Source organism: Paenibacillus sp. P5_B5 (assembly GCF_056400365.1).
This window is the reverse complement of sequence record NZ_JBFULK010000011.1, coordinates 65,324-89,852: the sequence shown is the minus strand read 5'-3', so window position 1 is coordinate 89,852 and position 24,529 is coordinate 65,324. Positions and strand designations below refer to the sequence as shown.

The following is a 24,529-nucleotide window of genomic DNA, read 5'->3' as shown; positions in this document are numbered from 1 at the left end:
CCTCATCGACTAGCGTAATGTTAAAAACTCAGCAATTGGTCCCAATACAAGAACAGGTAAGAACGTTAAAGCGCCAATAATCAATACCGTAGCAATCAGAATTCCCATAAACATTTTATTGTCTGTACGGAAAGTACCGATTGTTTCTGGAACCCATTGTTTATTAACTAGTGATCCTGCAACACCTAGCAGTGCGATGATCGAAATATATCGTCCAAGCAACATAACGAGCCCTGTTGTAATATTCCAGAATGGTGTGTTATCCCCTAGTCCTTCAAATCCTGATCCGTTGTTTGCAGCAGAGGATGTGTATTCATAGAGAACTTGGGATATACCATGAAACCCTGTGTTCGTAATTGCTGCGGTTCCTAAATCGGATACCAAAGCAATAGCTGTTGGTCCTAGAATGATGAGCGGATGCACTAATATGGCAATTGCTATAAGCTTCATCTCTCGTGCTTCAATTTTGCGACCCAAGAACTCAGGTGTACGTCCAACCATCAATCCACAAAGGAATACGGCTAGAATGGCATACATGAGCATGTTCACAAGTCCAACACCATCGCCGCCAAAAACACTATTTAACATCATTAATCCTAGCGGGACGAGTCCGCCAAGTGGCGTCAATGTATCGTGCATATTGTTAACTGACCCCGTGGTAGCTGCTGTTGTAACGGTTGTAAACAAGGCGGATTGCGGAATACCGAATCGAACTTCCTTACCTTCCATACTACCCTGAGTTGCATTTATACCGAGTGCGTTAATTGCAGGATTTCCCTGACTCTCCGAATAATAAGCAAGCGATAAGAACGAGACGAACAAGAATAGCATCGTGCCAAAAATAATCCAGCCTTGCTTCTTATTGCGAGCGAATTTACCAAATGTGAAGGTCAGTGCAGCTGGTATACACCACATCGACAAAATTTCTAGTACATTCGTTAGTGGACTCGGATTCTCAAATGGATGAGATGAATTGACTCCGAAGAATCCACCCCCATTCGTACCTAAATGCTTGATCGAAACTAGTGAAGCGACAGGTCCAACAGGTATTTGCTGTGTTTGCCCTTCAATTGTTGTTGCTTGAATGCTAGGACTGAAGGTTTGAGGTACTTTTAATGCTACTAGAACTAGAGTCACGATAATCGCGAGTGGAATTAGTAAGCGAATATGTGCTTTGACAAAGTCTACGAAAAAATTACCGAGCGTTTTGCCTTTACTAGTTAATCCCCGGATAAATGCAATAGCTACAATAATACCGGTTGCGGCAGAAGTGAACATCATCATGATAATCACGGCCATTTGTGAGAAATAGGTTAATCCTGTTTCACCACTATAATGCTGCAGGTTTGTATTCGTCATGAAGCTAATGACTGTATTGAATGAAAGTGTTGATTCCATATTGGAGATTCCACTTGGATTGAGCGGTAAAATCTGCTGGATCCGTAGAATCAAATAACTCACTGCCACTAAAGCTATATTGACTGCAATTAAAGTGAGTGCATATCGTTTCCATGACATTTCAGCACGATTCTTGAGTCCGATCAATCGGTATATGACATTCTCAATTGGACCAAATATTTTGTCGGTACGGTTAGCTTGATTTGAAAAAATATGATAGATATACGTACCTAAAGGTTTAACGATTAGGATTAACAGCACAATCACTGCAATAATTTGTATGATGCCCATCTAACTTCCTCCTATATTTAGAACTTCTCTGGATTCACTAGCGCGTAAACTAAATAAACAAATACAAAAATAGCAATTATACCGATGATCATCATTTGCGCTCTCCTCCAGATTCATCAACAATTCGATCACACCAAACTAAGAAAGCATAAAACACGAGAAATGTACCTGCTAGCAGAAGAACCATATATAGATCATTCATTTGGATTCCCTCCCTCTATCATCCTGAATCAGAAACGAAACGTCATCGTTGTGTGTATAGATCACATACTCAGCACCAAGTCCCCGATACACTAATCTTGGATTGAAGCTATGTGTAATGACGTAGATTGGTTTAGAAGTCCAGCCGCGACACATCTGAATATACCGACAACACAGATTAAAACTGTTTTCAAACAAATACACGTTGCCGATCGGTAGGTCTGGAATTATCCAAGTCTCATGTCCTCCACTGTCTACGATTACAACTTGTTCAGCACCTAATTTACTAATTCGGTCACTATCATTTTTGTTATTGGATAATGCTATAAAAGGTAACCCTTTAAGTTTTAATTGTTTCATAAAATTCTCGCCTGTTTTATTGGGGGCGGATACGAGAATTACTTCCTGCTCAATCACTTGTCTTTCCTCCTGACATGATTTAAGCAACAATTAACACTGTGAAATAGACAAAGAGCCACAGGAAAGGAACGATTCCCGTGGCTCTTTGAAGAGCACAGCTAAATTAGCCGTGTCTAATTCGCACGAAATTGTTGCCTCTCTTGGTACGCTTACGAGGTTAGCTGTCGGATTCGGGCGTAAGAGTCGCCCTACTTCATATGTAAGATCTCATGACTTCAGTCATGCTTCTTAATATATAGAAGATTCACCCCATGGTGCTGGATATCAGCTACCGATTGGTTCCCCCGTTCTCCAAATGTTGCACCCGGAGATTCAGCGATAAAGAACTACAATTGCATTATTCATTTTCATAAATGAATCAATATTTTCAAAAAATTGTACTAAAAAACCACAGAGACTTAAGCCCTGTGGTCGGCTATACGATCACAAGCTTCATCATCCTCTCTCATAGAGCATTGACGCAAAGAAATTCAAAATATCGTCCTTATGCCCAGTTACCACGCTTACGAGGTTAGCTGACGGATTCGGGCGGTGAGAGTCGCCCTACTCGTATGTATAATTTCGTGACGCAATTCACGGATACATACAAGATTCACCCCAGAGGCAGCATGCACGACTCTCACATCGTACAATGACTACACCCATTGGTTCCCCCGATTCCCATAGGCGGGAATTCAGCGATCAGCGAATCGAAACTTAATCAATTCAAATCACGTTTTGAATATTACTCCTGCTAGCAAAACTTGTAAAGTCGATCTGCAATCAAGATAGAGCCAAATAAGCATAATTGCGAACATAAATAACGATTGATCCACAAGATGCATACCATTTGCTCGCTATTACTCATGATTTCGTAGTTTTAAAAGGGATCTTCAATAATGGGCGGAAATTAATTATGAAAACACTAATTATTTTGAAAATACGATTTACAAAGTCATGACAAAGGAGTATTATACAGTTCAATTACATAACGTAAGTAAGCCTCCTACAGACTATATTCTGTCATAGGAGGCTTTATCTAGACTAGGCTTAGCTAGCTTTGGCTATATGTTACACACTCACACTCATACTAACACCAGTTGGCATGATTTCTTTAATCTTCTCTTTTACCAGCTCATTATGATGCAGCTCTTGTCCCAAAATGGTCACTTCACCGTGATCGTCACTAGATCTGATCAACCGCCCTATTCCTTGTCTAAGGCGAAGCAGCATATATGGCAGATCAACCTCTGTGAATGGCTCAGCGGCAGCTTGACGCTTGGCAGAGAATACAGGATCGTTCGGAGGAAATGGTAATGACCAAATAATCACATTAGACAAAGACGGGCCTGGTATATCGAGACCTTCCCACAGGGTTACAGCACATAAAACGCTATGCTCATCATTTTGAAAAGCAGATATCAGATGACTAATTTCCTGATCCCCTTCGAACCAGAACTTCATAGCTTGACATGCTTCATACCGACCAATCTCTTGCTTAAACTGCTTCAACTCTTCTTTGGAAGTGAAGAGGAGTAGTGCCCTGCCTTCCGATTGCCCAAGAGATGCTATAGCAACTTTCATTTTTGCTGAGAATAAATCAGTAGAGCTCACTTCTTGGCTGAGTTGTGGCGCAAATACTTTCATCTTCTCCGCATAGTTATAAGGAGATGGTACTGACATCGACAGGTATTGTTTAACGCCCAGATTGTCAGCTACATAATGAAATGAATCCTCAATTGAAAGTGTTGCGGACGAGAATACAACAGGCATTTTCTGAGAGAATACCCGTTCCTCTAACACTTCCTTAACCATTTTGGGCATAATGACGAGGGTAAGCCCATTGGTATCCTCCATCACCCAAGAGATTAATTGATCTTTACGGCTGTACAAGCTTAATGCAAGTCCAATCATCTCCAGATGTTCTTCCACAATCCGAAGCTGATATTCATCCAATGAATAAACGCCGCTCTCGAGTACCAATTCTTCCTCAATCTGTGCAATAGCGCTTCTAAATCGGTTAATCGCATAGATTAACTCATCTGTATAAGTAATTTCCTTCCGATCTGAACCCTTCACAGCTACGCTATTCTGATGCAACAGATCAAATAACACTTCGCTATGAGTTATGGCATCTTCTATTGCAAGAGCAAGATCTTCACGAACCTCTCCTTGTAACAAACGAATGACAATTTCTTCGAATACGGAGTGCTTAAGCTTGTATGTCAACGCCTTCTGCGCAGCTGACTCAAGTAAATGTCCTTCATCAAATACAACTGCGCTATGCTCTGGTAATAGTGGTAGCTGCCCTTCACGCTTACGTCCCTCATACGTCCATACATGTTCCATATAGAAATCATGGGAGCATATAATTAAATCTGTAGATTTACGGTAGTGATCTCTGGACAATGTCTGACCACAGCGATGCCTTTTATCACATACAAGACAATCCTGAAACACATCCCAGCTTATCTTATGCCACTCTTCATCACTTAGCTCAGGGTATTCTTTGCGGTCGCCATAATGGTGAAACGATTGCATCGCTTCTCTACCATGCACGAAAGCAGGAAGCCCCAAATGAATACCTTGATAGAGGTCTTCCTCAGTATCGTCAAATCTTGCTTCATCAAGCTTATTCAAGCATAGATACTGGTCTGGTGATTTACCAAGCCGCGCATCAATCTTAAGATTCAAATGCTGCGCTAGCTTCGCAATATCCCCTTCTGGCTTAACAAGCTGTTCGATTAAGGATTCATCCGCACAGGCAATTATCGCTGGTTTCCCCTTATATCTCGCATAGCAAATTGTATATAATAAATAAACAAGTGTTTTACCCGTTCCCACACCTGCCTCTGCAAATATCGTCTGTTTATCAGCAAAAGCTCTTTCGAGTTGAAAAGCCATATAGATTTGTTCATCTCTAACTTCAAATCCGACTTCGGGTAAAACTTCATAGAATACATCTGCAACAAAGTCACTCACTTGTTGAACGAATGACTCTGAAGGATTGTATGCAAAAGGATATTGTTCCACTAAAAATCCTGCCCCCAATTGTTATGTCTAAACCTATATCTTTACATGAATTACGTGCAAAAGCAAATAACCCAAAAACCGGAAAATATCAGTAAACTTTTTCCACCTTATTTTTGCCAATTTATGAACGAACGATTAGAATAGATGAAATAACGTGTGAAAAGTAGGAGGTTATTAAATGACAGATCATAATACAATTGAACAAGCAACTTTTGCAGGTGGATGCTTCTGGTGTATGGTGTCCCCATTCGAAGAGTTGCCTGGCATTATGAAAGTAGTATCCGGATATATTGGTGGACATACAGTGAACCCAACTTACGAGGAGGTTTGTTCGGACACCACAGGTCATTACGAAGCAGTCCAAATTACATTTGATTCTGCTATCTTCCCTTACGAGAAGCTGCTTGAACTGTATTGGCAGCAAATTGACCCAACAGATGCTGGAGGACAATTCCATGACAGAGGTTCTTCCTATCGTACAGCGATTTTCTATTATAACGAGCGCCAGAAGGAATTGGCTGAAGCGTCCAAGCATAAGCTTGAGCAAAGCGGTAGATTCGATAAGCCGATCGTAACTCGAATCATTCCTGCGACCGAATTCTACGCAGCAGAGGAATATCATCAACAGTTTCATCGCAAAAGCACAGCCCATTATAAGAATTACCGCAAAGGCTCTGGCCGTGATTCATTCATCGAGCAGAACTGGAAAAGATCAATTGATCACACTCAGCTTAAAGAGCGTTTGACGCCTATCCAATACGATGTTACGCAAAATAATGCAACAGAACCCCCATTTCAGAATGAGTTCTGGGATCACAAGGGTGAAGGTATATATGTAGACATCGTGACTGGTGAACCACTGTTCAGCTCACTCGATAAATTCGACTCAGGCTGCGGCTGGCCAAGCTTTACTAAGCCACTTCAATCACATAATGTAGAGGAAAAACAAGATTTCACTCACTTTATGATTCGTACAGAAGTACGCAGTCATTCGGGAGACTCACATCTTGGTCACGTGTTCAATGACGGCCCTGATCCAACAGGTCTTCGGTACTGTATCAATTCAGCCGCTCTACGTTTTATACCGAAGGAACAACTAGCTGAAGAAGGATATGGCGAATATGTAAACTTATTTCAAGCGTAATTAGATTATAAAAGAAGAAGCGAATGAAGCGAACCCCGCACTTAGGAGGGTTCGCTTCTTTATGATGATTTACTATTAGAATGTTTACCTTAAAGTAACTTTGTCTACCTTGAACCTTGATCCACAACTAGTAAAACAAGAGTTCCTGCCAGCATCAAGAACGACATAGCGAAACCAAATACAGACCAGAACCTTCTATTAGACTCTCGAAGAGAATCAATTAGAGGATACAATATGGCAAAAAGTAATACAGGGATAGCCATAACATATACATTCGTCGCTACTGGCAAGAATACGAATAACATTCGCACAATAAATGTCCAAAGTAATATCGGTACGGATGCGATGAACAATAACCCAACCGGATGCATAATGACTCGGTCAGCTACCCGTGAACGTAAGGCAATGATGAGTATAATCAGTTGAATGAACAATGGGAACATGAATAAATAACTACCACCAGGAAGATAGATGCTTATGACCATTAAGAGTATTACCCAAATGAATTGACCAGCAACCCAGAAGTTGACGAGCGAGATCTTCTTTCTGATCCACCCCACTAGGGTATAGCAAATACCAAAGGTCATGAACAAGAAGCTTAGCTCAAACCAATTGTTATAGAAGATCGCGCCTTGCCTAACTTTGAGCTTATAAGCCCATAAATGATCAACTACATACCAAAGACCGTAATTTATGCCAATCGATAAGATGATAGCTGTAATCACGCCACCCATTCCGATCAAGAGATGGTTCACAGATATCACTTTCTTACGCAAACCGATTACAAGCGCATATAAGAACATGATGGCAATAAGGCTAGATAGTAGGATTACAGATGATTTAGGATAATGAATTAGCTTGCCAAATAAATTAAAATAGACGCGATCAGGTTCTTTGGACTCCGATATATCGATATTTCCAAAATGATTAGCTACTTGAAGTGCATTAACACCGTGATGCTGTAAGGTTGATAGACTTACATTATCCACATTGTCCCTTGTCGTATGATAACCGGTCCATCCATCCCCAAATGCGAAGTTAATACCTGAAATATTAGTAGAATTGGATATGGTCATATCCGTATCGTTCGGAAGCATGGCATACACATCACCCATTAGTGAGCTTGAGACAGGATTCTGAGCAGTCTTCGCAAAATTTTTGACAAGCCAGCCGTTATCACGACTAGTTTGGAACATTAAGGAAGATCCTTTCGTTCCTCTCGTTTCAAAATTAGCAAGCATACCAATCTCGTTACGATATGGACTGTTTACGTCATTCCAATAAGCACGGGCGCCAAGTAAATCGATTTCCTCAGCATCTGTAATCAAGAAAACAACATCATTTTGTAAAGGAGGACTTGCCTTCAGAGCCCTTAGAGTTTCTAACAAAGCAGCAACTCCTACTGCATCATCGTTTGCTCCGGGTCCAAATTTAACAGAGTCATGATGAGCTGTCAGCATAATCGCCTTCGAGCTATTCGTTCCTGGTAATTTACCAATAATGTTATAGGCTTTAGAGCCGCTTAAATCAACCGGAAAATCCCTATCCATAAACTCTCTCGTTAATTCTTGTTTAACGGGCTCAACACCGAGTTTCTGCATTTCAGAAATGATATAAGCTATAACTCGTTCGTGTGCTTCAGATCCAGTTGGATGTGGCTCTTTGGCAATTTCACGCACATGCTTCATTGCCCTTTCGGCTGAGAATTCTGTTAATTGCGCTGTTTCTAAGACAGGTTTCGGTGATGATTCTTGGATCAAGCTTAAGGTCATAAATAGGCCGAAAATTAAAATAATTATTAGTGTAGAAATTTGCTTATTAGGCTTTCGTTTGATACGCTTTTCAGTAACAGTCATTGCATGAACACCTCCTACAATAATTTATCCAATTCTAGTCAGGTCTAGTACTATCACAGGTAGCAGTCTAGCACACTCATTAATTAAACTTATTCTCTGGAACCATTTGTCTAAATATACGTCTTATATGTATATAAGCCAACCCTTAATCACTCGAATTGAAGGTGCATAAATAGATGAAAAGCAGAATGTTTCCGCTCCTCATAGGCCTACTGTTAATTACGCCATCCTTATCAGGATGTGCTAGTCCAATCGAACAGAATCGTACAAGTTTGGGTCAATCAACAGCTAATACAATATCTCCAACATCATCAAGTATACAACCTACTCCATCCAATTTACACGCTACAATTCAACCTTCAATTAATGACCAAATAAAGCAACAAGGAACGCCTGATACCAAGCTAGATCCGATCAAAGAGCAAATTAGGAAAATGACGATAAACCAGAAAATTGGTCAAATGGTTATCGTTGGCCTAGAAGGTGAAACTACAGATCCAAAGGTCGAAGAGTTAATTAATAGCTATCAGGTTGGCGGATTTATTCTTTTTAAACGCAACATTTCAAGTGCCAGTCAAACCGTGGAGCTCCTGAATAATCTAAAACAAATCAATGATAGTTTAAATGACCAACCTTTGTTTCTCAGTGTCGATGAAGAAGGTGGTAGAGTTAGCCGAATGCCAAATGAATTTATAAAGCTACCGACTAATCAAGTTATTGGCTCTATTAATAATGAGACATTCGCAGCACAATACGGTGAACAAATTGCGAAGCAAATTCGTATGCTTGGATTTAATATGGACTTTGCCCCCGTTCTCGATATTAACAGTAATCCTAATAATCCGATCATCGGTGATAGATCATTTAGCAGCAAACAATCCATCGTAACGAACCTTGGGGTTAATATGATGAAGGGTATATCCAAGGAGGGTATAATCCCAGTTGTGAAACATTTTCCAGGCCATGGCGATACATCGATGGACTCCCATATCGGATTACCTATTATTAATCGAAATTTAACGCAATTAGTAAATTTTGAATTAAAGCCATTTGCGAAAGCAGTTAATCAAGGTGCCGAAGTCGTCATGGTTGCACATCTACTACTTCCCGAATTAGATCCTACTTACCCTGCCTCATTGTCGAAGGTACTCATTCATGATGTTCTCAGACAAAAATTAGGCTTTGAAGGCGTAGTCATAACGGATGACATGACGATGGGAGCAATTGAAACCAATTATGGTATTGGAGAAGCCGTTGTTCAATCCGTGAAGGCTGGGACTGATATCGTTCTTGTATGCCACAGTTACGATAAACAAATAGCCGCCATCGAAGCCCTGAAGAAAGCCGCTGAGGCGGGTGAAATTTCTTCAGAGAGAATCGATGACAGTGTATATCGTATTATGAGATTGAAGAACAAGTATCAATTGACTGATGCGTTGGTCAAACAATTTGATGTCAAAGCGATGAATGAGGAATTCAAGCAGCTATTAGATAAGTACATTCCTTAATCACTTATTGTTTCGCAGAACTACGTTCCCTATAATCATCAAAGTTACCGATATAGGTTGATAACTTGCGATCATGGACACGCCAGATCCGCTGTGCAATTTTGTTAATAAAATAACGATCATGTGATATAGCAAGAACTGTTCCGGAGAAATCTTCTAGCATTTCTTCAAGAGCTTCTCTCGACTCAATATCAAGATGATTGGTTGGTTCGTCTAGCATCAGAAAATTAGGCTTTTCGTGCATGATGAGTGCTAATCGCAATCTCGTCCATTCACCGCCTGATAAATTGGTGATCCCCTTAAATACATCCGCTCCATAGAACAAATATTGCGCAAGTCGCCCTCTAGCCTCACCTTCTTCAAGACACGCTTCCTCACGGAAGTATTGAAGGACAGTTTTATTCACGATTGGTTTAGAGTCTTGTGCCAAATAACCAACCTGAACACGAGAACCGACCATAATTTCACCTTCATCGGGTTGTTCAGTGCCGAGGATCATCTTGAACAGCGTACTCTTACCCGCACCGTTATCACCAATTAATGCTATTCGTTCACCGTATCTAAGTAGCTCTGATACATTCTCGAGTAGCAAACGATCCCTGTAAGACTTGTTCACTTCAAGGCATGTCACAACATCTTCTCCAGATCGATCATTCATTTTCAAATCAAATTCTGCTGTTCTACGTTGCAGCACAGGGCGCTTAATTTTCTCCATCCGATCAATAATTTTCTGTATAGCCGCTGCTCGCCTAAAAAACTTATCGTTCCCTCCAATTCTACCCCATTCCTGATATCGTTTGATGGCTTCCCTCATCTGCTTGATCTGTTTCTGTTGATCCTTGTAGTCAGCAAATTGCTGGAGTAGCCTGACTTGCTTTTCCTTCTGATAACCTGTGTAATTCGTATGAAAGACTGCAGCTTCACCATCTTCAATCTCAACGATTTTGTTCACTACTTGATCTAGAAAGTAGCGATCATGCGATACTACGATATAACATCCATTGTAATTCTTTAAGTAGGCTTCGAGCCATTCGACAGCCGAGACATCTAGATGGTTAGTCGGTTCGTCTAACAGCAAAATAGTAGGTTTGGCTAACAATATCGAAGCTAGCCCTACCTTTGTCTTCTCTCCACCTGATAATGATGAGAATAAGCGATTATATTGTGAGGATGGAATACTAAGTCCACCTGCAACCTGGTTTATTCTTGCTTCCATCTCATATCCACCAGCTTTTTCAAATTGCTCTTGTAGTTCAGCATATTTATTTAGGATATGAGTTAGCTTACTTTCGTCAGCTAAGACTTGCTCATCCGTCATTGCTACTTCTAGTGCAGTCATTCTTCGCTGGATATCACGCACTTCTCCATATGCTTCAGATAGAACATCATAGACGGTTGTTTGTTCTGTCGTTACTGGAATTTGCGCAAGATAACCGATTTTACTCATCTTACGAATCGCTATTTCCCCTTGATCTTGTTTCTCGACGCCAGCGATCAGCTGCAGAACGGTCGTCTTGCCTGTACCGTTCCTCCCAATTAGACCGATTCGGTCACCTTGTTTAACTTCCAAAGTTAAATCTGATAACACTAATGTAGCTCCAAAGTATTTCTGTACATGCTGCATATTGATAATCATAATAAACCCTCCAATAGGTATAAATAAGTTGATAGCAGATCTTAAAATATTTTTTTATATAACAAAAAGAGCCACGGGAAATTCCCACAGCTCTTGAACTTAATTGTTTGATGAATGAACAATATAGAGTTTCGTCACTAGATGCGATACTTACATCTGTATCACTGAATGACGACTATACTGTACCTTCATATCCGCTTAAGGTTAAGGCAGGAATATTTACACGAGTTGTGAATCGTATAGGGAATAATGGACAGACTTCTCCCGTTACACGATTTGCATGACAAACACAGCTGATCGTATCTTCCAGCTGGCTCAATCGGTCGTTCACATTCTCGTAATTCATCCTACCTCACCTCCTCCATTATTAAGCCTCTTATGTGCTTAATATAACTTATTCAACATATCATAAGATTCATATGATTTCAACAAGTAGCATCTACTTTACTTTACTTTACTTTACTTTACGTAAGTCCTCATGAAGCTGATCAATATGCTTAATTACATTATGTGAAGTTGTTTCAATTTGTGATAAGCTATCCATCGCTTTTTGATGTTTACCTAATCTCAATAAGTCAGTTGCATGCCTAGTTAGCTGATGAATATGTACATGAGGCTCTTGTAACGCTTGAAAAGAAGCAAGAGCTCCAATTATAGGATGCTTCTTATTGGCATTGTACCATTCACCTAAACGACAATGATCATGATCATCCAATTTACTAACATCCAGTTGTTCAAATCCAAGCACGCTATTATAAACCCTCCATTTCCATAATAAATGATCTGTTTTCACAACTCGAAGTAATTGCGCGTCATTTATATGGGATAAGTAGTTTAATGATTGGTTACGAAGCTCATTTACTTTGACACTTACCTCATAAATACTTCTACCTGTGTCAGTTGCATTCGTACTAATATTATCGGTTTGCTCAAGTACATTGATGATACGAACAGATATATCATTTATTGCTGCTGACTGTTCTTCTACAATTGCTGCAATATGTGATGTTAAGCCACCAATTTCACTGACTTTGTACATGATCTGATCAAGACTTGTTATCGCTTCCTTAGTTTCCTCTACTCGTTGCTGGATCGATTTAGACATTTCACCTGATTTAGTTCCTACCAGATTCGCACTTAGACGTACATTATCGATTAACTCCGTAATCGTCTCTGCTGATCGCCTCGTTTGATCAGATAATTTGCGTACCTCCTGTGCAACAACAGCAAAGCCTTTTCCTTCCTCTCCAGCACGAGCAGCCTCAATAGCTGCATTAAGAGAGAGTAGATTCGTTTGGTTGGCAACTTCACGAATAAACTGTACAACCTCACTAACATTCTCAATGGAATGGAATAGCTCATCTAGTTTAGCCCGAGTTTCAGTAAATTCATCTACAACTGATAAGAATCCATTTAATGATTTATGTATAACTTCTTGACCAAGCTCAGTCTGTTTCACTAAGCTCTCTGTATTCTCAGCAACTTGAATGGCATGCTCAGCAACCTTCTCTACTGAAGCTGTCAATTGTTCTGTCCCAGCACTCACACTCATCGATTCATTCACTGTTTTGTTTACAGCAACAAGAAGAGGTTTCACTTTATCGAGCTGTATTAACTCTTCAACAATCTCACTATTTGTTTGAACAAATCGGAACTCGTGAACTTCCTGATACGCTTCAAGTACAAGCTGTGCATCGAGCATGAGTATTCGGTTTAACGATAGTAAGATCGAACTCGCTGTACTGCGATTATGGAAAGTATCTAATACAAGCGGCATTAAATACTCGTAAATACGTACATAAGAACCGATAAACCACTCAGGTGATAGATTGATATGACTGTGAACCTGTCCGATCCGAACACGAGATTGTATGTATTCCTCATCAAATTGCACATTAGGTATCGATAACAAATACACCTTGAAGGTTTTGGTTAATCGCTCTAACGTACTATTCTTATTTATGATTTCCGCGAGAACTGGCATTTGACCAAGTATTTCATTATGGCGTTCTGTAATCGTTTCCAAATGTTTAGTTATGAGATCCTGCAGTTTCTTAACATTATGTGCATCTTGTGAAGTGATTTGTAGAAAATGAAGCCTTTGCTGCAATCGTTCAGACGCCTGAATATCTGTTTGCTGAATGGAATGAATGAATTGCGGTGATTTATTACCAAATAACACAAGATCGCCCCTTTCATCGATATATCTTGATTATAGTACACTCTATAAAAAAATGTCGATTTTTGTCGTAATATATATGTGCATCTTGCAAAATAAAAACACGCCTCTACTAATTCGAGGCGTGTTCTAATTAAATCAACCTTATATCATCTACAAATAAGGGCTATCGTTCTTCGCTTTAAGAACTGTCCAGCGGCGTTCTACTTCATGTTCGAACGCTTGTAAAGCTTCTTCATATTCTGGCTTCAACATATGTCTAGTTTTACCCATCATTTTGAGCCAATCGCTGAGTGGAACTTTCTTATTCTTATCCTCTGGGTTGTACGTAATCGTCGTAACACCATGTTCGACTTCATACAGTGGGAAGAAACAAGAATTAACCGCTTCGCCGACAATATTAGAACCATCTTGATCCTCTGATAACCAGTTCAGTGGACAAGCGATTAAGATTTTACCATAAACCATTCCTTCGTTCTGTGCGTACCATTGTGCTTTCGCAGCTTTCTTAACTAAGTCCTGCGGGAATGATTCACTACCAGTAAATACATAAGGAATATTGGTTGCTGCCATGATCTGTGCTGTATCTTTGTGCTGGAACACCTTACCGCCCTTCGTCTTACCAACGTTCGAAGTTGAGGTGCGATGACCAAGTGGTGTTGAATAAGACTGCTGAGCTCCTGTATTCATATAGCCTTCATTATCATACTCGAGAATGATCATTTTATGGTTACGAAGCGCGGCACCGATTGATGGACCCATACCGATATCCATACCACCATCACCTGTGATCATGACAAATGTGAAGTCGTCCTTCAGATTCAATTCATCAAGCTCACCTCTGCGCTTACGCTCCCAGAACATTTCAACGACACCCGATAACGTAGCTGAACCATTCTGGAACAGGTTATGAATGTAAGTCGCTTTATGTGCTGAATATGGATAGCCTGTTGTAACAACCATTGCACAGCCTGTATGGAATAGAGCGACGATATCGCCTTCAATTCCTTTGAAGAATAGTTCAAGACCAGAGAAAATACCGCAGCCTGGGCAAGCACCATGTCCTGGTGCAAGACGCTTAGGTTTACCTGTTAGAGCACGTAACGGAGGCATTTTGACATTCACTTTGCCAGTCGCCTCGTCCTTCGTTGCTTTAATTAAGCCTGTATTTAATTCTTCATATTTCATCGGATTTAGCACACGCTTAGGCGCTTTAGTTGGATCTCCAGGTGTGTGTCCGTAATAATCGAATGGAACTTCAACTTTACCGGCTTCAACAGCATCAATCGCAAATTGGAAGAAATTATGACCGTCCTCAGCGTAGAAGTCTTTGCCGCCAAGGCCATAAATACGACTAATTACCATTGTATTACTATTACCATGAGTGAAAAGCGCCGCTTTGATTTCTAAGACCATATTACCGCCATGCGCACCATACGAATCAGCACGATCACCAACTGTTACTGCCTTCACATTCTTAAGCGCTTCTGCAATTTGCTTCTGCGGGAATGGACGAATGATATTTGGTGCAATCGAGCCTGCTTTAATCCCTTTAGCTCGCAATTGATCGACCACATCTTTGATAATCTCCGATGAGGAATTCATTAGGAATACAGCAACCTCTGCATCCTCCATACGATACAAATCAAGAATTGGATAATCGCGTCCGGTTAATTCGAAATACTCTTTGCGAATACGATCGTATACCTCTTCTGCATTGTACATCGCAACTGACTGCTGATAACAGTTATTGATATAGTCTGGCTCATTCATGTAAGGTCCCACAGTAATCGGATTATTACGATCAAGCGTATGCGGATAACCTACTGGCGGCTGTTCGCCAACAAAAGCATGCACATCCTTACGATGCGCGAACGTCTGCACGCGGCGCTTCTGGTGAGAAGTAAAATACCCGTCAGAAGCTACGATAACTGGAAGACGTACATCCTTATCTTCTGCAAGCTTAAGCGCCATGATGTTCATGTCGTATACAGCTTGTGGATCACGACACATTAGAATTGGCCAACCCGTATTCAGCGCATAATATAAATCAGAATGATCACCATGAATATCAAGGGGACCTGATACAGAGCGACATACTAGGTTCATAACCATTGGGAAGCGAGTACCGGATTGAACTGGCATTTGTTCTAGCATGTATAAATAGCCATTCGCACTTGTCGCATTAAATACGCGGCCCCCAGCTGTTGATGCACCATAACAAATACCTGCAGAACCATGTTCGCCGTCCGCAGGAATAAGCACGATATCATGTTGTCCGTTCACTTTCATCATATCTAGAAATTGCGCAACCTCCGTGGATGGAGAAATTGGGAAATATCCCATTACATGATAATTTATTTGATGGGCAGCATATGCAGCCATTTCATTGCCTGACTCATACACCATGCGTTGCTCAACTTTACCGAGCTCTAGCCCTTCTTTCTTAATATCGATTGCCAAAGTAACCCACATCCTTTACATGTCATTAAATTGAATGAGTTGTTAGATCAAAACGATGCGGTGTACGATGCTCTACTCCATAACCATCTTCTTCGCGTTCTCCTGATAGAGCATCCGTTGGACAAGCTTGTATACATTTCAAACAACCCTTGCAATATTGATAATCAATTCCTTGTAGGAACATCTGTGGCTTACCCTTTTTGTCAGGTTGTTCTTCCCACACAAAGCAGAAATCCGGACACACATTATCGCATTGTGCACAATGAATACATTTATCTTCATGAAAATGCGGCATCATACCAGCTCGTGAAATACTTAAATCTTTCAACATACTATTACCCGGATTAATAATCATACCGCCAATTGGCTGTGTTTCGTAGCCCAGCACAGGTGTATCCATTCTTACAAACTCAGGCATTTGTTGACCAGCAGGTAATTCAAAGGTTTGAAACTTCACTTCATTATAGCCACGCTCGAATGTATTTAATGCAGGTTGTACAGATGCAGGATACTTCTTCTCAAGAGATTTACGGATAACCACTTTCATTGCTTCTGGATCTAGGAACTCACATAAACGGAATAATCCACCCAGCATAGCCATGTTTGCCCGATTCTTCTCTTCAAGTGCGATTCCAGTAGCATCAACAACTGCAATTGTTCCTGCTACCATTTTCATCAAATCTTTCAATTGCTCTGGTGACTTTTGCGAGTTAACAAGAACAATACTATCCTTATTAATTCCGCTCGTTACATTAATAGTTTTAGACAAGGCTTCATGAAATACACCTACAACATGCGGACGTTCGACAGGAGAAGTATCTCTAATATTCGTGTCAATATCGCAGAAGCGAATATGAGCCTTGACTGGAGAACCTTTTTTCTCAGAACCGTAAGAAGAGAAACTAACACCGTTTAGACCAACACCGACGACCCCTGCTTCTGCAAGCATTTTGCCTGCTAAATTAGCACCGAGTCCGCCAATGGATTCAAGTCTAATTTCGAAAAAACCTAGTTCATTTACTTTAGGTAAGGATACCATTAGGGCGACTCCTTTCATGATGGAACTATTATTAAATGAAAACGTAGACACTCTGATATGTTATATTCTAAGCATATTCATAAAGTCCTTTGTGTTATATGCAAAATTACCCGACAGCATAACAGAATTTTCGCCTGTACTATAACAACATGGTGGATATTTTGAATTAATGGATAGGTATTATCTTCCTGCCGCTTGTTACAAATAGATGTCTATCAATTAAACTATAATTATTTCTTCTAAATAATGATATGATAAATAACATACAGACCTGCCTAATTATGTCTATTATTTAACTCATAGAAGGGGAATTCCATGAATATCCAAAAACAACGTGATCGAGCAGAGCTAGATCGTCAACTTGTCCTCATGCCATGGTATGTGGATAAATTTATACATCATAAATTGCCTGACCTCTCTCCTTCTTCCTTACTTGAATATGTCCGAGATTACGACACATTCTTGTCCTGGTTAATTAGTGAAGGACTAAGTGGGGCTACTACAATACGTGATATTCCAATTGAAGATCTTGAAAAATTACATATGGACAGTATAGATGGCTTTCGCAATTTTCTTATGACGAAGCGAGATGGCCCGAATTCCCGCATAACAGTTACTCGCAAAATGTCGTCTCTTCGTTCCCTATTTCATTACTTAAGTCAAATTGCAGAGGATGAGAATTTTTATCCCTTACTTAAGCGTAATGTGATGGCTAAGGTAGAAATACGTCGAACAAGCAAAGCCAAGGATATGGCTTCCAAACTGGAAGGAAAGCTACTGCAAGAACATGAAATCATTGGATTTATTGAGTATGTTAGAGAAGGCTACGCAGTTGATGTTGCTAATGTAAAACAAGCTATTTATGCGCACGAAATGAATAAAGTGCGAGATACCTGTATCATATCTTTAATTCTCCATTCTGGCCTGCGTGTGTCTGAGGTAGTGAATTTAACAATGGATGATATCGATCTAAAGAAACAAACGGTGTACGTATTTCGTAAGGGGAACAATGACGGGACATTTAAGACTCGTGTATTTTTTCGACAAGAGGCTATGGAGGACTTACTGGAGTATTTAACGATTCGGGAAACACGCTATATGGCATCTAAAAAGGAAAAAGCCCTGTTCCTCACCGTTCCAAACGGTAAGAAACAAGGCCAAATGATGTCTAAACGAGCCATTCAAGAGCTAGTCATTAAGTATGCGAAGCGCTTTGGCAAGCCATATTTAAGTGTTCATAAGTTACGTCATTCCTTCGCAACAGACTACTATTTGCAGAATGACTTATACAAAACACAAGAACAGCTAGGCCATGCATCCCCTGATACGACGCAAATATATGCACATTTAACCGATAAAACGATGTCAGAAGCAATTGATAAGCGTAAGGACTCCGAATAACGATGTTACGATGCAAACCTAGAATTGACTTAATAACATCCCTTCTATTGCATCTAAATTCTCCTCGGTGCCAATAATTGATTTGCTTCGTATATACGATAGAATACTTTTGAGGATGACGGATCTAGGTTTATCTTTAGTGAATTCTTCCTTTAAAGCTTCTAAGCAGGCAATGACTTCTTCTCGTATATTTGAATCAATCATCGCCTCTTCTACTAAGACTCGAATATTCTTTAACTCATCAATTAAGGTTCGTGTGGTTTGGTCAAAGCTTTCCTTTCCTTTGACCATAAAATGCTGCATATTATCTGTGGTAAGAATAGGCTTCTGCTTTTTTGTAATCATACCGTGCATAACATCGTCCAAACGCGTAAGAATGAAATCAGACAACTCCTTGAGATTGAATTGCTTCTGATCCATGATCATATAAGTCATATATTCATTAATGATCGCTTTGAGGAAGGTTGCACCATCAATTGCATAGAGCTTCGTTTCCTCCCCATAGACCTCAACAATTTGGCTATAGAACCAATAAAGCGTATAAGAACGGATAGTAAAGAAGAATTCCTTCATATGATCATTTATTTGGATCATCTGTTCATTGAGTAGCATCATGATGAAGTCTCGATGATCGGATATTAACATAAACTGCATCAGTACTTGCTTAGAGAGTCTTTCCTTTGGGGAGAGACTTTCGTCTTCAGCAACTGAAACTATCTTACTCTTGCCACTATCAAAATAATACTGAAAACCGGACATCAACAGCTCTTCCTTAGATTTGAAGTAAAAATAAAGTGAACCTTTAGCGATACCGGCAACGTCAGCGATCTCCTGTATCGAAGTGGCGTGAAATCCCTTTTGTGCAAAGCATTTGACTGCAGCGTCAATGATCTGTAATCGCTTTTCGTTCATTCCTGTCACATCCTTCTAAGTGGTTGACTATCTTTGAATGGCTGGTCTTCATTAGATATCCGCATCTCTATTTTTCTTACGGAATTTCATTAAGAATTCATATACAATCGGCACAATAACAAGTGTTAACAAAGTTGAGCTTGTTAAACCACCAATAACGGTAACACCAAGTCCTCTAGATATAATTCCAGCACCTTCAAATCCAAGAGCAAGCGGTAACAATGCTCCAATTGTTGCAAGTGCAGTCATTAGAATTGGGCGCAGACGTGTACCAGCAGCTTCTAACAATGCTTCTCTAGTTGATAAGCCTTCGTTCTCTTTATGAATAACTCGATCAAGTAATACAATAGCGTTCGTCACTACGATACCGATCAGCATTAATGCTCCCATCATAGCGGATACACTTATAGTTTCTCCGGCAATGAACAGACCAACTAAAGCACCTATAATCATAAAAGGTAAGGAGAATAAAATGGCAAATGGAGCAAGTGCACCATGGAATGTAATGACCAGCACTAGATACACGATCGCAATTGCAGCTGCCATTGCTAAACCTAGCTGTGTAAATGTTTCATTGATTTGCTCGGTAACACCACCGAATTGAACCTCAACTGTGGATGGCAGATTAAGCTCTTCAATTTGCTTTTCTAAATCTTTGGAAGCAGAAGCTACATCACTCACCGTAATTTCAGCAGTCACATCTGCATACATTCTGTCATCCTTACGGGAAATTGTATTCGGAGAAACACCCTCTTCTACTTTAACAACATCCTTCAAAGCTACTTCCATACCAAGTGGTGAATGCAGCTTCGTATTCTCAATGTCTGTAATTGAACTGTATTGTTTCTTATCTACCTCAATATAAACTTCATATTCCTTACCATCTACATGAACTTTGGTTAATACAGGGCGTTCACGAACTGGACTTAATTCCATTGCAATTTGCCCAGCAGTGAGACCTAGTCCACTTAATTTCTGTTGGTCTGCGACCAGGGTGTATTGACCATAGCTCTCGGAGATGCTGGTATCGACTTTATCAAAAGTACTATCCTTCTCCATCAAGCCTTTGATTTGTTCAACAACAGGTTGAATTTGATCCAACGAATCACCAAATACCGTTAGGGATAAATTACTACCGCCAATACCACCAGACATATCCATGAGCTTCCATTCGCCATGATTGGAGCTCATTTCGTTTAGACTCTTCACTAAATTTTGTTTTTCTTCCTCAAAGCCCTTCATCTTATTCTCATATTGAACATAGAAAAGCGCTGATTTAGACGAACTAGACATCATCGGCATCGGACTACTACCGCCTACCGAATATTGCATATTCATAAGTCCTTCTCTAGCTAAGATCAATTTCTCAGCTTCACTAGTTGTTAGCTTAACATCTTCTATTAACTGTCCAGGTGCAGGATTGTAGGTAACCATTGCATACTTCTCTTCTTGGTCAGGTAGGAAACTAACGCCAATGACATTGACTAGGAATAGACTGCTCACGAGCATTAATACAGCAACACCAAATGTAACAAGCTTATGATTTAGCGTCCAATTGAGTACACGTTTATAAAAATTAGCAAGTGCACCTGGTTTATCTTCATGTGTATTGGGATTCTTAACGCCTTTACGGAACATCATATGCGCAAGCATTGGAACAACTGTAATGGCCACGACTAAGGAAGCAAGTAGCGCAAATACCATCGTTAACGCGAAAGGTAAGAATAATTGTCCAACCATTCCACTTACTAAGCCGAGTGGCAAGAATACAGCAAGTGTAACAATCGTTGATGACATAATTGGCGTAAACATCTCTTTAGTTGCTTCTAGAATTAACTCTTTGCCTTTGAGCTTTTCCGTTGATAGTGACATACGGCGGTAAATATTCTCAATAACTACAATGGAGTCATCGACAACACGCCCAATCGCAACTGTCATCGCTCCAAGACTCATCATATTGAGTGTGATATCCATTTGCTTCAGTAAAAGCACACCGATCAGAAGCGATAATGGAATGGATACAATGGAAATAATTGTAGTACGAATATTTCGTAAGAATAATAGAATGACAATTATGGCAAACAGTGCTCCAAACAAGGCTTTACTAAGCATTGTTTCAACTGAATCCTCGATAGGCTTACCTTGATCAAGCATAGTTGTTAATTTCATATCTGGATATTTCTTTTGAGTCGATTCGATCTGATCCTTAACTAAATTAACAACTTCAACCGTATTAGCATCAGCACCCTTTACGATTGAAATACTGATAGATTCCGCACCATTCGTGCGAGAAATCGATTCTGCTTTTCCGATCATTTGTAAGTCTGCAATATCCTTCAATGGAACAGTTGGAATGCCCGTAGGTGGAATGTTTATTCCACCAGCAGGCGGAGCTGTAGTTGCTGATCCAGCTGTTTGTCCACCTGGCCCACCCATTGAACCAGCTCCTGACATACCAGGTCCTTGACCTTGAGCTGAAGATGAAGGTATGATCGGAATAGCGATATTCTTCAAGTCATCTAGTGTCACAATATTCCCATCGACAACGATCGTTTTCGCTGATTTATTCAATTCAAACAAACCAAGAGGAACTTTCAACGATGAACCTTGTACAATACCTTTAACCGTATCTTCACTTAGTCCAAGTAATTTCATTTTCTCTTGGTTAAATGTTAATTGGACTTCTTTGTAATACTGTCCTGCTATTGAAGCACTTTCAACGCCCTCAAGCCCTTCCATGGCTGGCTTGATTTCTGTTTCGACTAACTTCGTCAGCTCCTCAAGTGAAAGCTTGTCATCGGTTGCACTTAGTGAGATGACCGGAAAAGCATTCATGCTGATTCGTGAAACAGTAGGTGTTTTCACACCTTGGGGAAAACTCATTCCTGCTACAGCCTCTCGAACTTCACTTGCTGCTTTATCCATATCCTTGTTGTAATCATATTCCACAATGATGGCGGAAACATTCTCCATAGAGTTGGAAGTAACCGTTTTGACACCCTTTAAATTTTTGATCCTTTGTTCAATTGGCTTAGAAACCTTCTCCACAACCTCTTCAGGTGCTGCACCTGGGTAGATGGTTGTCATCTGTAGAATTGGAATCTCCAGATTAGGCATTGTTTCCTGTTTCATGTTCAAGCCCGCGTATAAACCCGATACAATAACAATAAGGGTTATAATCCATAAAGCGAACTTGTTGTTTAATGAAAATCGTATGATTCCCTTCACTCTCTTCACTCCTCTAACTTTCTATATTTATAATTCGACCAATCGGTCAACTCAGTAATAAGTATATCCGATTTATATACGTGTTACAAATGTTTTAGCCACTCGAACAATCGTTCAACACAAGAATTCCAAACCATATTCATTCTGTATCACAAAAAAACTGAGACCATTAAATGATCTCAGTAAGAATAGACTTCTACTTTATTAAATATATGCATGATCACGAATCGCCTTGTGTTGATTTCTCACCTGAATACTTTGGCATCCACAACACAACAAGTAATCCAACAACCGCCCATCCACAAATAAAAATAAATACACTATGAAGTCCAGAAGCTAGAATATCTTGCATCTGATGTAACTGGTCTACCGGAAGATCAGCAGCTTTCTTCGGATCAAGTAATTTATTCACTTCATTAATGTCTAGTCCTTGCGAACTGTTATTCACTGATGTCGATAATCTGGCAATTTCTTTATTGAGCCAAGTTCCAAATACGGCAATACCGATCGTCTGACCAAGGGTTCTAGTAAATGTAGATAGTGCAGTTGATGCGCCGCGTAAATTCCAACCAACAGCAGATTGGACGATAACGGTAAACACAGTCATAGATAAACCGAAGCCAATTCCTACAATAAACATTACCGCGATAAACAGCCAGTAGGTTGTCCCAATCTCTGCGGCTAGAAGCCAGAAACATGAAACTGTAATAAGGAGAACACCGATAACGGAGAAAACCTTAGTCCCTTTGGTTACTAACATTTTGCCACTAATTATGGATCCAATTAACCACCCAATTGACATAGGCGTTAACGTAAGACCTGCGAATGTTGCCCCTTTACTCATAACTCCTTGAACCCACATAGGTAAATAGGTACATAGTGCAATATTAATCGCACTAATAAAGAAACCTACAATGTTGGAGACAGCAATCGACCGGACTTTCATCAGGTTGAGAGGAATCATCGGGTCTTCCGCTTTTAATTGAATGTAATAGAATACAACTGAGAACACAATGAATGTAACGAATAACCCAACAATAAGTGGTGATGTCCACGCATATTCACCGCCACCTGTAATAACCGCAAACAATAGAGCTGTTATCGCGATTGTAAAGGTAAGTGCACCAGCATAATCAATCTTCTTACTAGACTTATCCACACTTTCTTTTAAGAATATAGCAATCATTATGATCGATATAATTCCGAATGGTAAGTTAATGTAGAAAATCCAGCGCCAAGACAACGAATCAACGAAGAATCCTCCGACTAGTGGTCCAATTAAGCCTGCAATTCCCCAAATAGAGGAGAATAGTCCTTGGACTTTACCTCTTTGCTCATACGGATACACATCACCGATAATGGTGAACGTGACCGGAAGCATTGCTCCAGCACCTATACCTTGTAAGGCACGATACCAAATTAAAGATGTCATCGAATCAGCTAGCCCACATAGCATGGAGCCAATTAGAAATACAACTGATCCAATAATAAAAATTTTCTTACGCCCATATAAATCAGCTAATTTCCCAAAAATAGGGGTTGTCACAGCCGATGTTAGCAAATAAATTGCAAATACCCACGAAATAAGTTCCAATCCACCGAGTTCGCCTACAATTGTTGGCATCGCCGTACTGACGACTGTAACTTCAATTGCAGCGAGAAATGTAGCTACTAATAATGCTAGTGTAATATTACGTCTATTTGCTTGCACAAAATCACCCCCATGTTGTCTTCCCTGTTTGTACCATCCACTAATGTATTATGAACTATATCATCTGTCAAATCAGGTTAGCAGGAAAAACGTTGATTCTCTACATCACCAAGCAAACCTTCTTTTCATA

Annotated in this window: 16 protein-coding genes and 2 riboswitches; of the genes, 3 read left to right on the top strand and 13 right to left on the bottom strand. The window is 40.1% G+C overall.

What is annotated here, in order from left to right:
* Positions 1-9: 9 nt before the first annotated feature.
* The 4 genes from kdpA to AC1DOK_RS15485 all read right to left on the bottom strand — a co-directional run bounded on the left by kdpA (position 10) and on the right by AC1DOK_RS15485 (position 5,322).
* Complete coding sequence (gene kdpA / locus AC1DOK_RS15500) at positions 10-1,689, bottom strand: potassium-transporting ATPase subunit KdpA (RefSeq protein WP_477555203.1); 1,680 nt, start codon at positions 1,687-1,689, stop codon at positions 10-12.
* A 17-nt stretch (positions 1,690-1,706) separates the two neighbouring features.
* Positions 1,707-1,781, bottom strand: coding sequence for a K(+)-transporting ATPase subunit F (gene kdpF, locus AC1DOK_RS15495; protein ID WP_477555290.1), 75 nt, complete (start codon positions 1,779-1,781; stop codon positions 1,707-1,709).
* 106 nt (positions 1,782-1,887) lie between these two features.
* Positions 1,888-2,307 (bottom strand): hypothetical protein, encoded by a 420-nt coding sequence (locus tag AC1DOK_RS15490; protein ID WP_477555202.1) that lies wholly within the window; start codon positions 2,305-2,307, stop codon positions 1,888-1,890.
* A gap of 133 nt (positions 2,308-2,440) precedes the next feature.
* A riboswitch (cyclic di-AMP (ydaO/yuaA leader) is annotated at positions 2,441-2,638 on the bottom strand.
* Positions 2,639-2,794: 156 nt separating this feature from the next.
* A riboswitch (cyclic di-AMP (ydaO/yuaA leader) is annotated at positions 2,795-3,000 on the bottom strand.
* 360 nt (positions 3,001-3,360) lie between these two features.
* Positions 3,361-5,322, bottom strand: coding sequence for an ATP-dependent DNA helicase (locus AC1DOK_RS15485; protein WP_477555201.1), 1,962 nt, complete (start codon positions 5,320-5,322; stop codon positions 3,361-3,363).
* A gap of 178 nt (positions 5,323-5,500) precedes the next feature.
* Between AC1DOK_RS15485 and msrB the strand changes: the two genes are divergently transcribed.
* Positions 5,501-6,466 (top strand): peptide-methionine (R)-S-oxide reductase MsrB, encoded by a 966-nt coding sequence (gene msrB, locus AC1DOK_RS15480; protein ID WP_477555200.1) that lies wholly within the window; start codon positions 5,501-5,503, stop codon positions 6,464-6,466.
* A gap of 104 nt (positions 6,467-6,570) precedes the next feature.
* On the opposite strand, the gene AC1DOK_RS15475 is transcribed toward msrB, so the two are convergent.
* Positions 6,571-8,322: a M20/M25/M40 family metallo-hydrolase gene (locus AC1DOK_RS15475; protein ID WP_477555199.1), complete on the bottom strand. Its 1,752-nt coding sequence runs from the start codon at positions 8,320-8,322 to the stop codon at positions 6,571-6,573.
* A gap of 176 nt (positions 8,323-8,498) precedes the next feature.
* On the opposite strand from AC1DOK_RS15475, the gene nagZ reads away from it, so the two are divergent.
* Positions 8,499-9,830 carry a beta-N-acetylhexosaminidase gene (nagZ, locus tag AC1DOK_RS15470; RefSeq protein WP_477555198.1) on the top strand — a complete coding sequence of 444 codons (1,332 nt, stop codon included), beginning with the start codon at positions 8,499-8,501 and terminating at the stop codon, positions 9,828-9,830.
* A gap of 4 nt (positions 9,831-9,834) precedes the next feature.
* Here nagZ and abc-f read toward each other — a convergent pair whose 3' ends face one another.
* From abc-f to AC1DOK_RS15445, 5 genes are all read right to left on the bottom strand, one after another.
* Positions 9,835-11,466, bottom strand: coding sequence for a ribosomal protection-like ABC-F family protein (gene abc-f, locus AC1DOK_RS15465; RefSeq protein WP_477555197.1), 1,632 nt, complete (start codon positions 11,464-11,466; stop codon positions 9,835-9,837).
* A gap of 175 nt (positions 11,467-11,641) precedes the next feature.
* Entirely contained in the window at positions 11,642-11,812 is a 171-nt protein-coding gene (locus tag AC1DOK_RS15460; RefSeq protein ID WP_477555196.1) for a hypothetical protein, read from the bottom strand.
* Between the two features lie 108 nt (positions 11,813-11,920).
* A complete protein-coding gene (locus AC1DOK_RS15455) occupies positions 11,921-13,648 on the bottom strand; it encodes a protoglobin domain-containing protein (protein ID WP_477555195.1) in 1,728 nt (575 codons plus the stop codon).
* A 150-nt stretch (positions 13,649-13,798) separates the two neighbouring features.
* A complete protein-coding gene (locus AC1DOK_RS15450) occupies positions 13,799-16,108 on the bottom strand; it encodes a thiamine pyrophosphate-dependent enzyme (protein WP_477555194.1) in 2,310 nt (769 codons plus the stop codon).
* 25 nt (positions 16,109-16,133) lie between these two features.
* The gene (locus AC1DOK_RS15445) at positions 16,134-17,147 is read right to left on the bottom strand and encodes a 2-oxoacid:acceptor oxidoreductase family protein (protein WP_477555193.1); all 1,014 of its coding nucleotides are present in this window, start codon (positions 17,145-17,147) and stop codon (positions 16,134-16,136) included.
* Positions 17,148-17,462: 315 nt separating this feature from the next.
* On the opposite strand from AC1DOK_RS15445, the gene xerS reads away from it, so the two are divergent.
* Positions 17,463-18,548 carry a tyrosine recombinase XerS gene (xerS, locus tag AC1DOK_RS15440; protein ID WP_477555192.1) on the top strand — a complete coding sequence of 362 codons (1,086 nt, stop codon included), beginning with the start codon at positions 17,463-17,465 and terminating at the stop codon, positions 18,546-18,548.
* Between the two features lie 18 nt (positions 18,549-18,566).
* Here the strand turns inward: xerS and AC1DOK_RS15435 are convergent, their stop codons facing one another.
* From AC1DOK_RS15435 to AC1DOK_RS15425, 3 genes are all read right to left on the bottom strand, one after another.
* Positions 18,567-19,460, bottom strand: a complete 894-nt coding sequence (locus AC1DOK_RS15435; RefSeq protein ID WP_477555191.1) for a TetR/AcrR family transcriptional regulator — start codon at positions 19,458-19,460, stop codon at positions 18,567-18,569.
* A 51-nt stretch (positions 19,461-19,511) separates the two neighbouring features.
* On the bottom strand, positions 19,512-22,688 hold the full coding sequence (locus AC1DOK_RS15430; protein ID WP_477555190.1) for an efflux RND transporter permease subunit: 3,177 nt from the start codon (positions 22,686-22,688) through the stop codon (positions 19,512-19,514).
* Between the two features lie 220 nt (positions 22,689-22,908).
* Positions 22,909-24,399 carry an MDR family MFS transporter gene (locus AC1DOK_RS15425; RefSeq protein WP_477555189.1) on the bottom strand — a complete coding sequence of 497 codons (1,491 nt, stop codon included), beginning with the start codon at positions 24,397-24,399 and terminating at the stop codon, positions 22,909-22,911.
* Positions 24,400-24,529 lie beyond the last annotated feature (130 nt).

Coding starts and splice junctions, on each gene's coding strand:
- msrB (WP_477555200.1), top strand. CDS start 5,501: ATGACAGATCATAATACAATTGAACAAGCAACTTTTGCAGGTGGATGC.
- nagZ (WP_477555198.1), top strand. CDS start 8,499: ATGAAAAGCAGAATGTTTCCGCTCCTCATAGGCCTACTGTTAATTACG.
- xerS (WP_477555192.1), top strand. CDS start 17,463: ATGAATATCCAAAAACAACGTGATCGAGCAGAGCTAGATCGTCAACTT.
- AC1DOK_RS15435 (WP_477555191.1), bottom strand. CDS start 19,460: ATGAACGAAAAGCGATTACAGATCATTGACGCTGCAGTCAAATGCTTT.
- AC1DOK_RS15475 (WP_477555199.1), bottom strand. CDS start 8,322: ATGACTGTTACTGAAAAGCGTATCAAACGAAAGCCTAATAAGCAAATT.
- AC1DOK_RS15445 (WP_477555193.1), bottom strand. CDS start 17,147: ATGGTATCCTTACCTAAAGTAAATGAACTAGGTTTTTTCGAAATTAGA.
- kdpA (WP_477555203.1), bottom strand. CDS start 1,689: ATGGGCATCATACAAATTATTGCAGTGATTGTGCTGTTAATCCTAATC.
- AC1DOK_RS15460 (WP_477555196.1), bottom strand. CDS start 11,812: ATGAATTACGAGAATGTGAACGACCGATTGAGCCAGCTGGAAGATACG.
- abc-f (WP_477555197.1), bottom strand. CDS start 11,466: ATGATTATCAATATGCAGCATGTACAGAAATACTTTGGAGCTACATTA.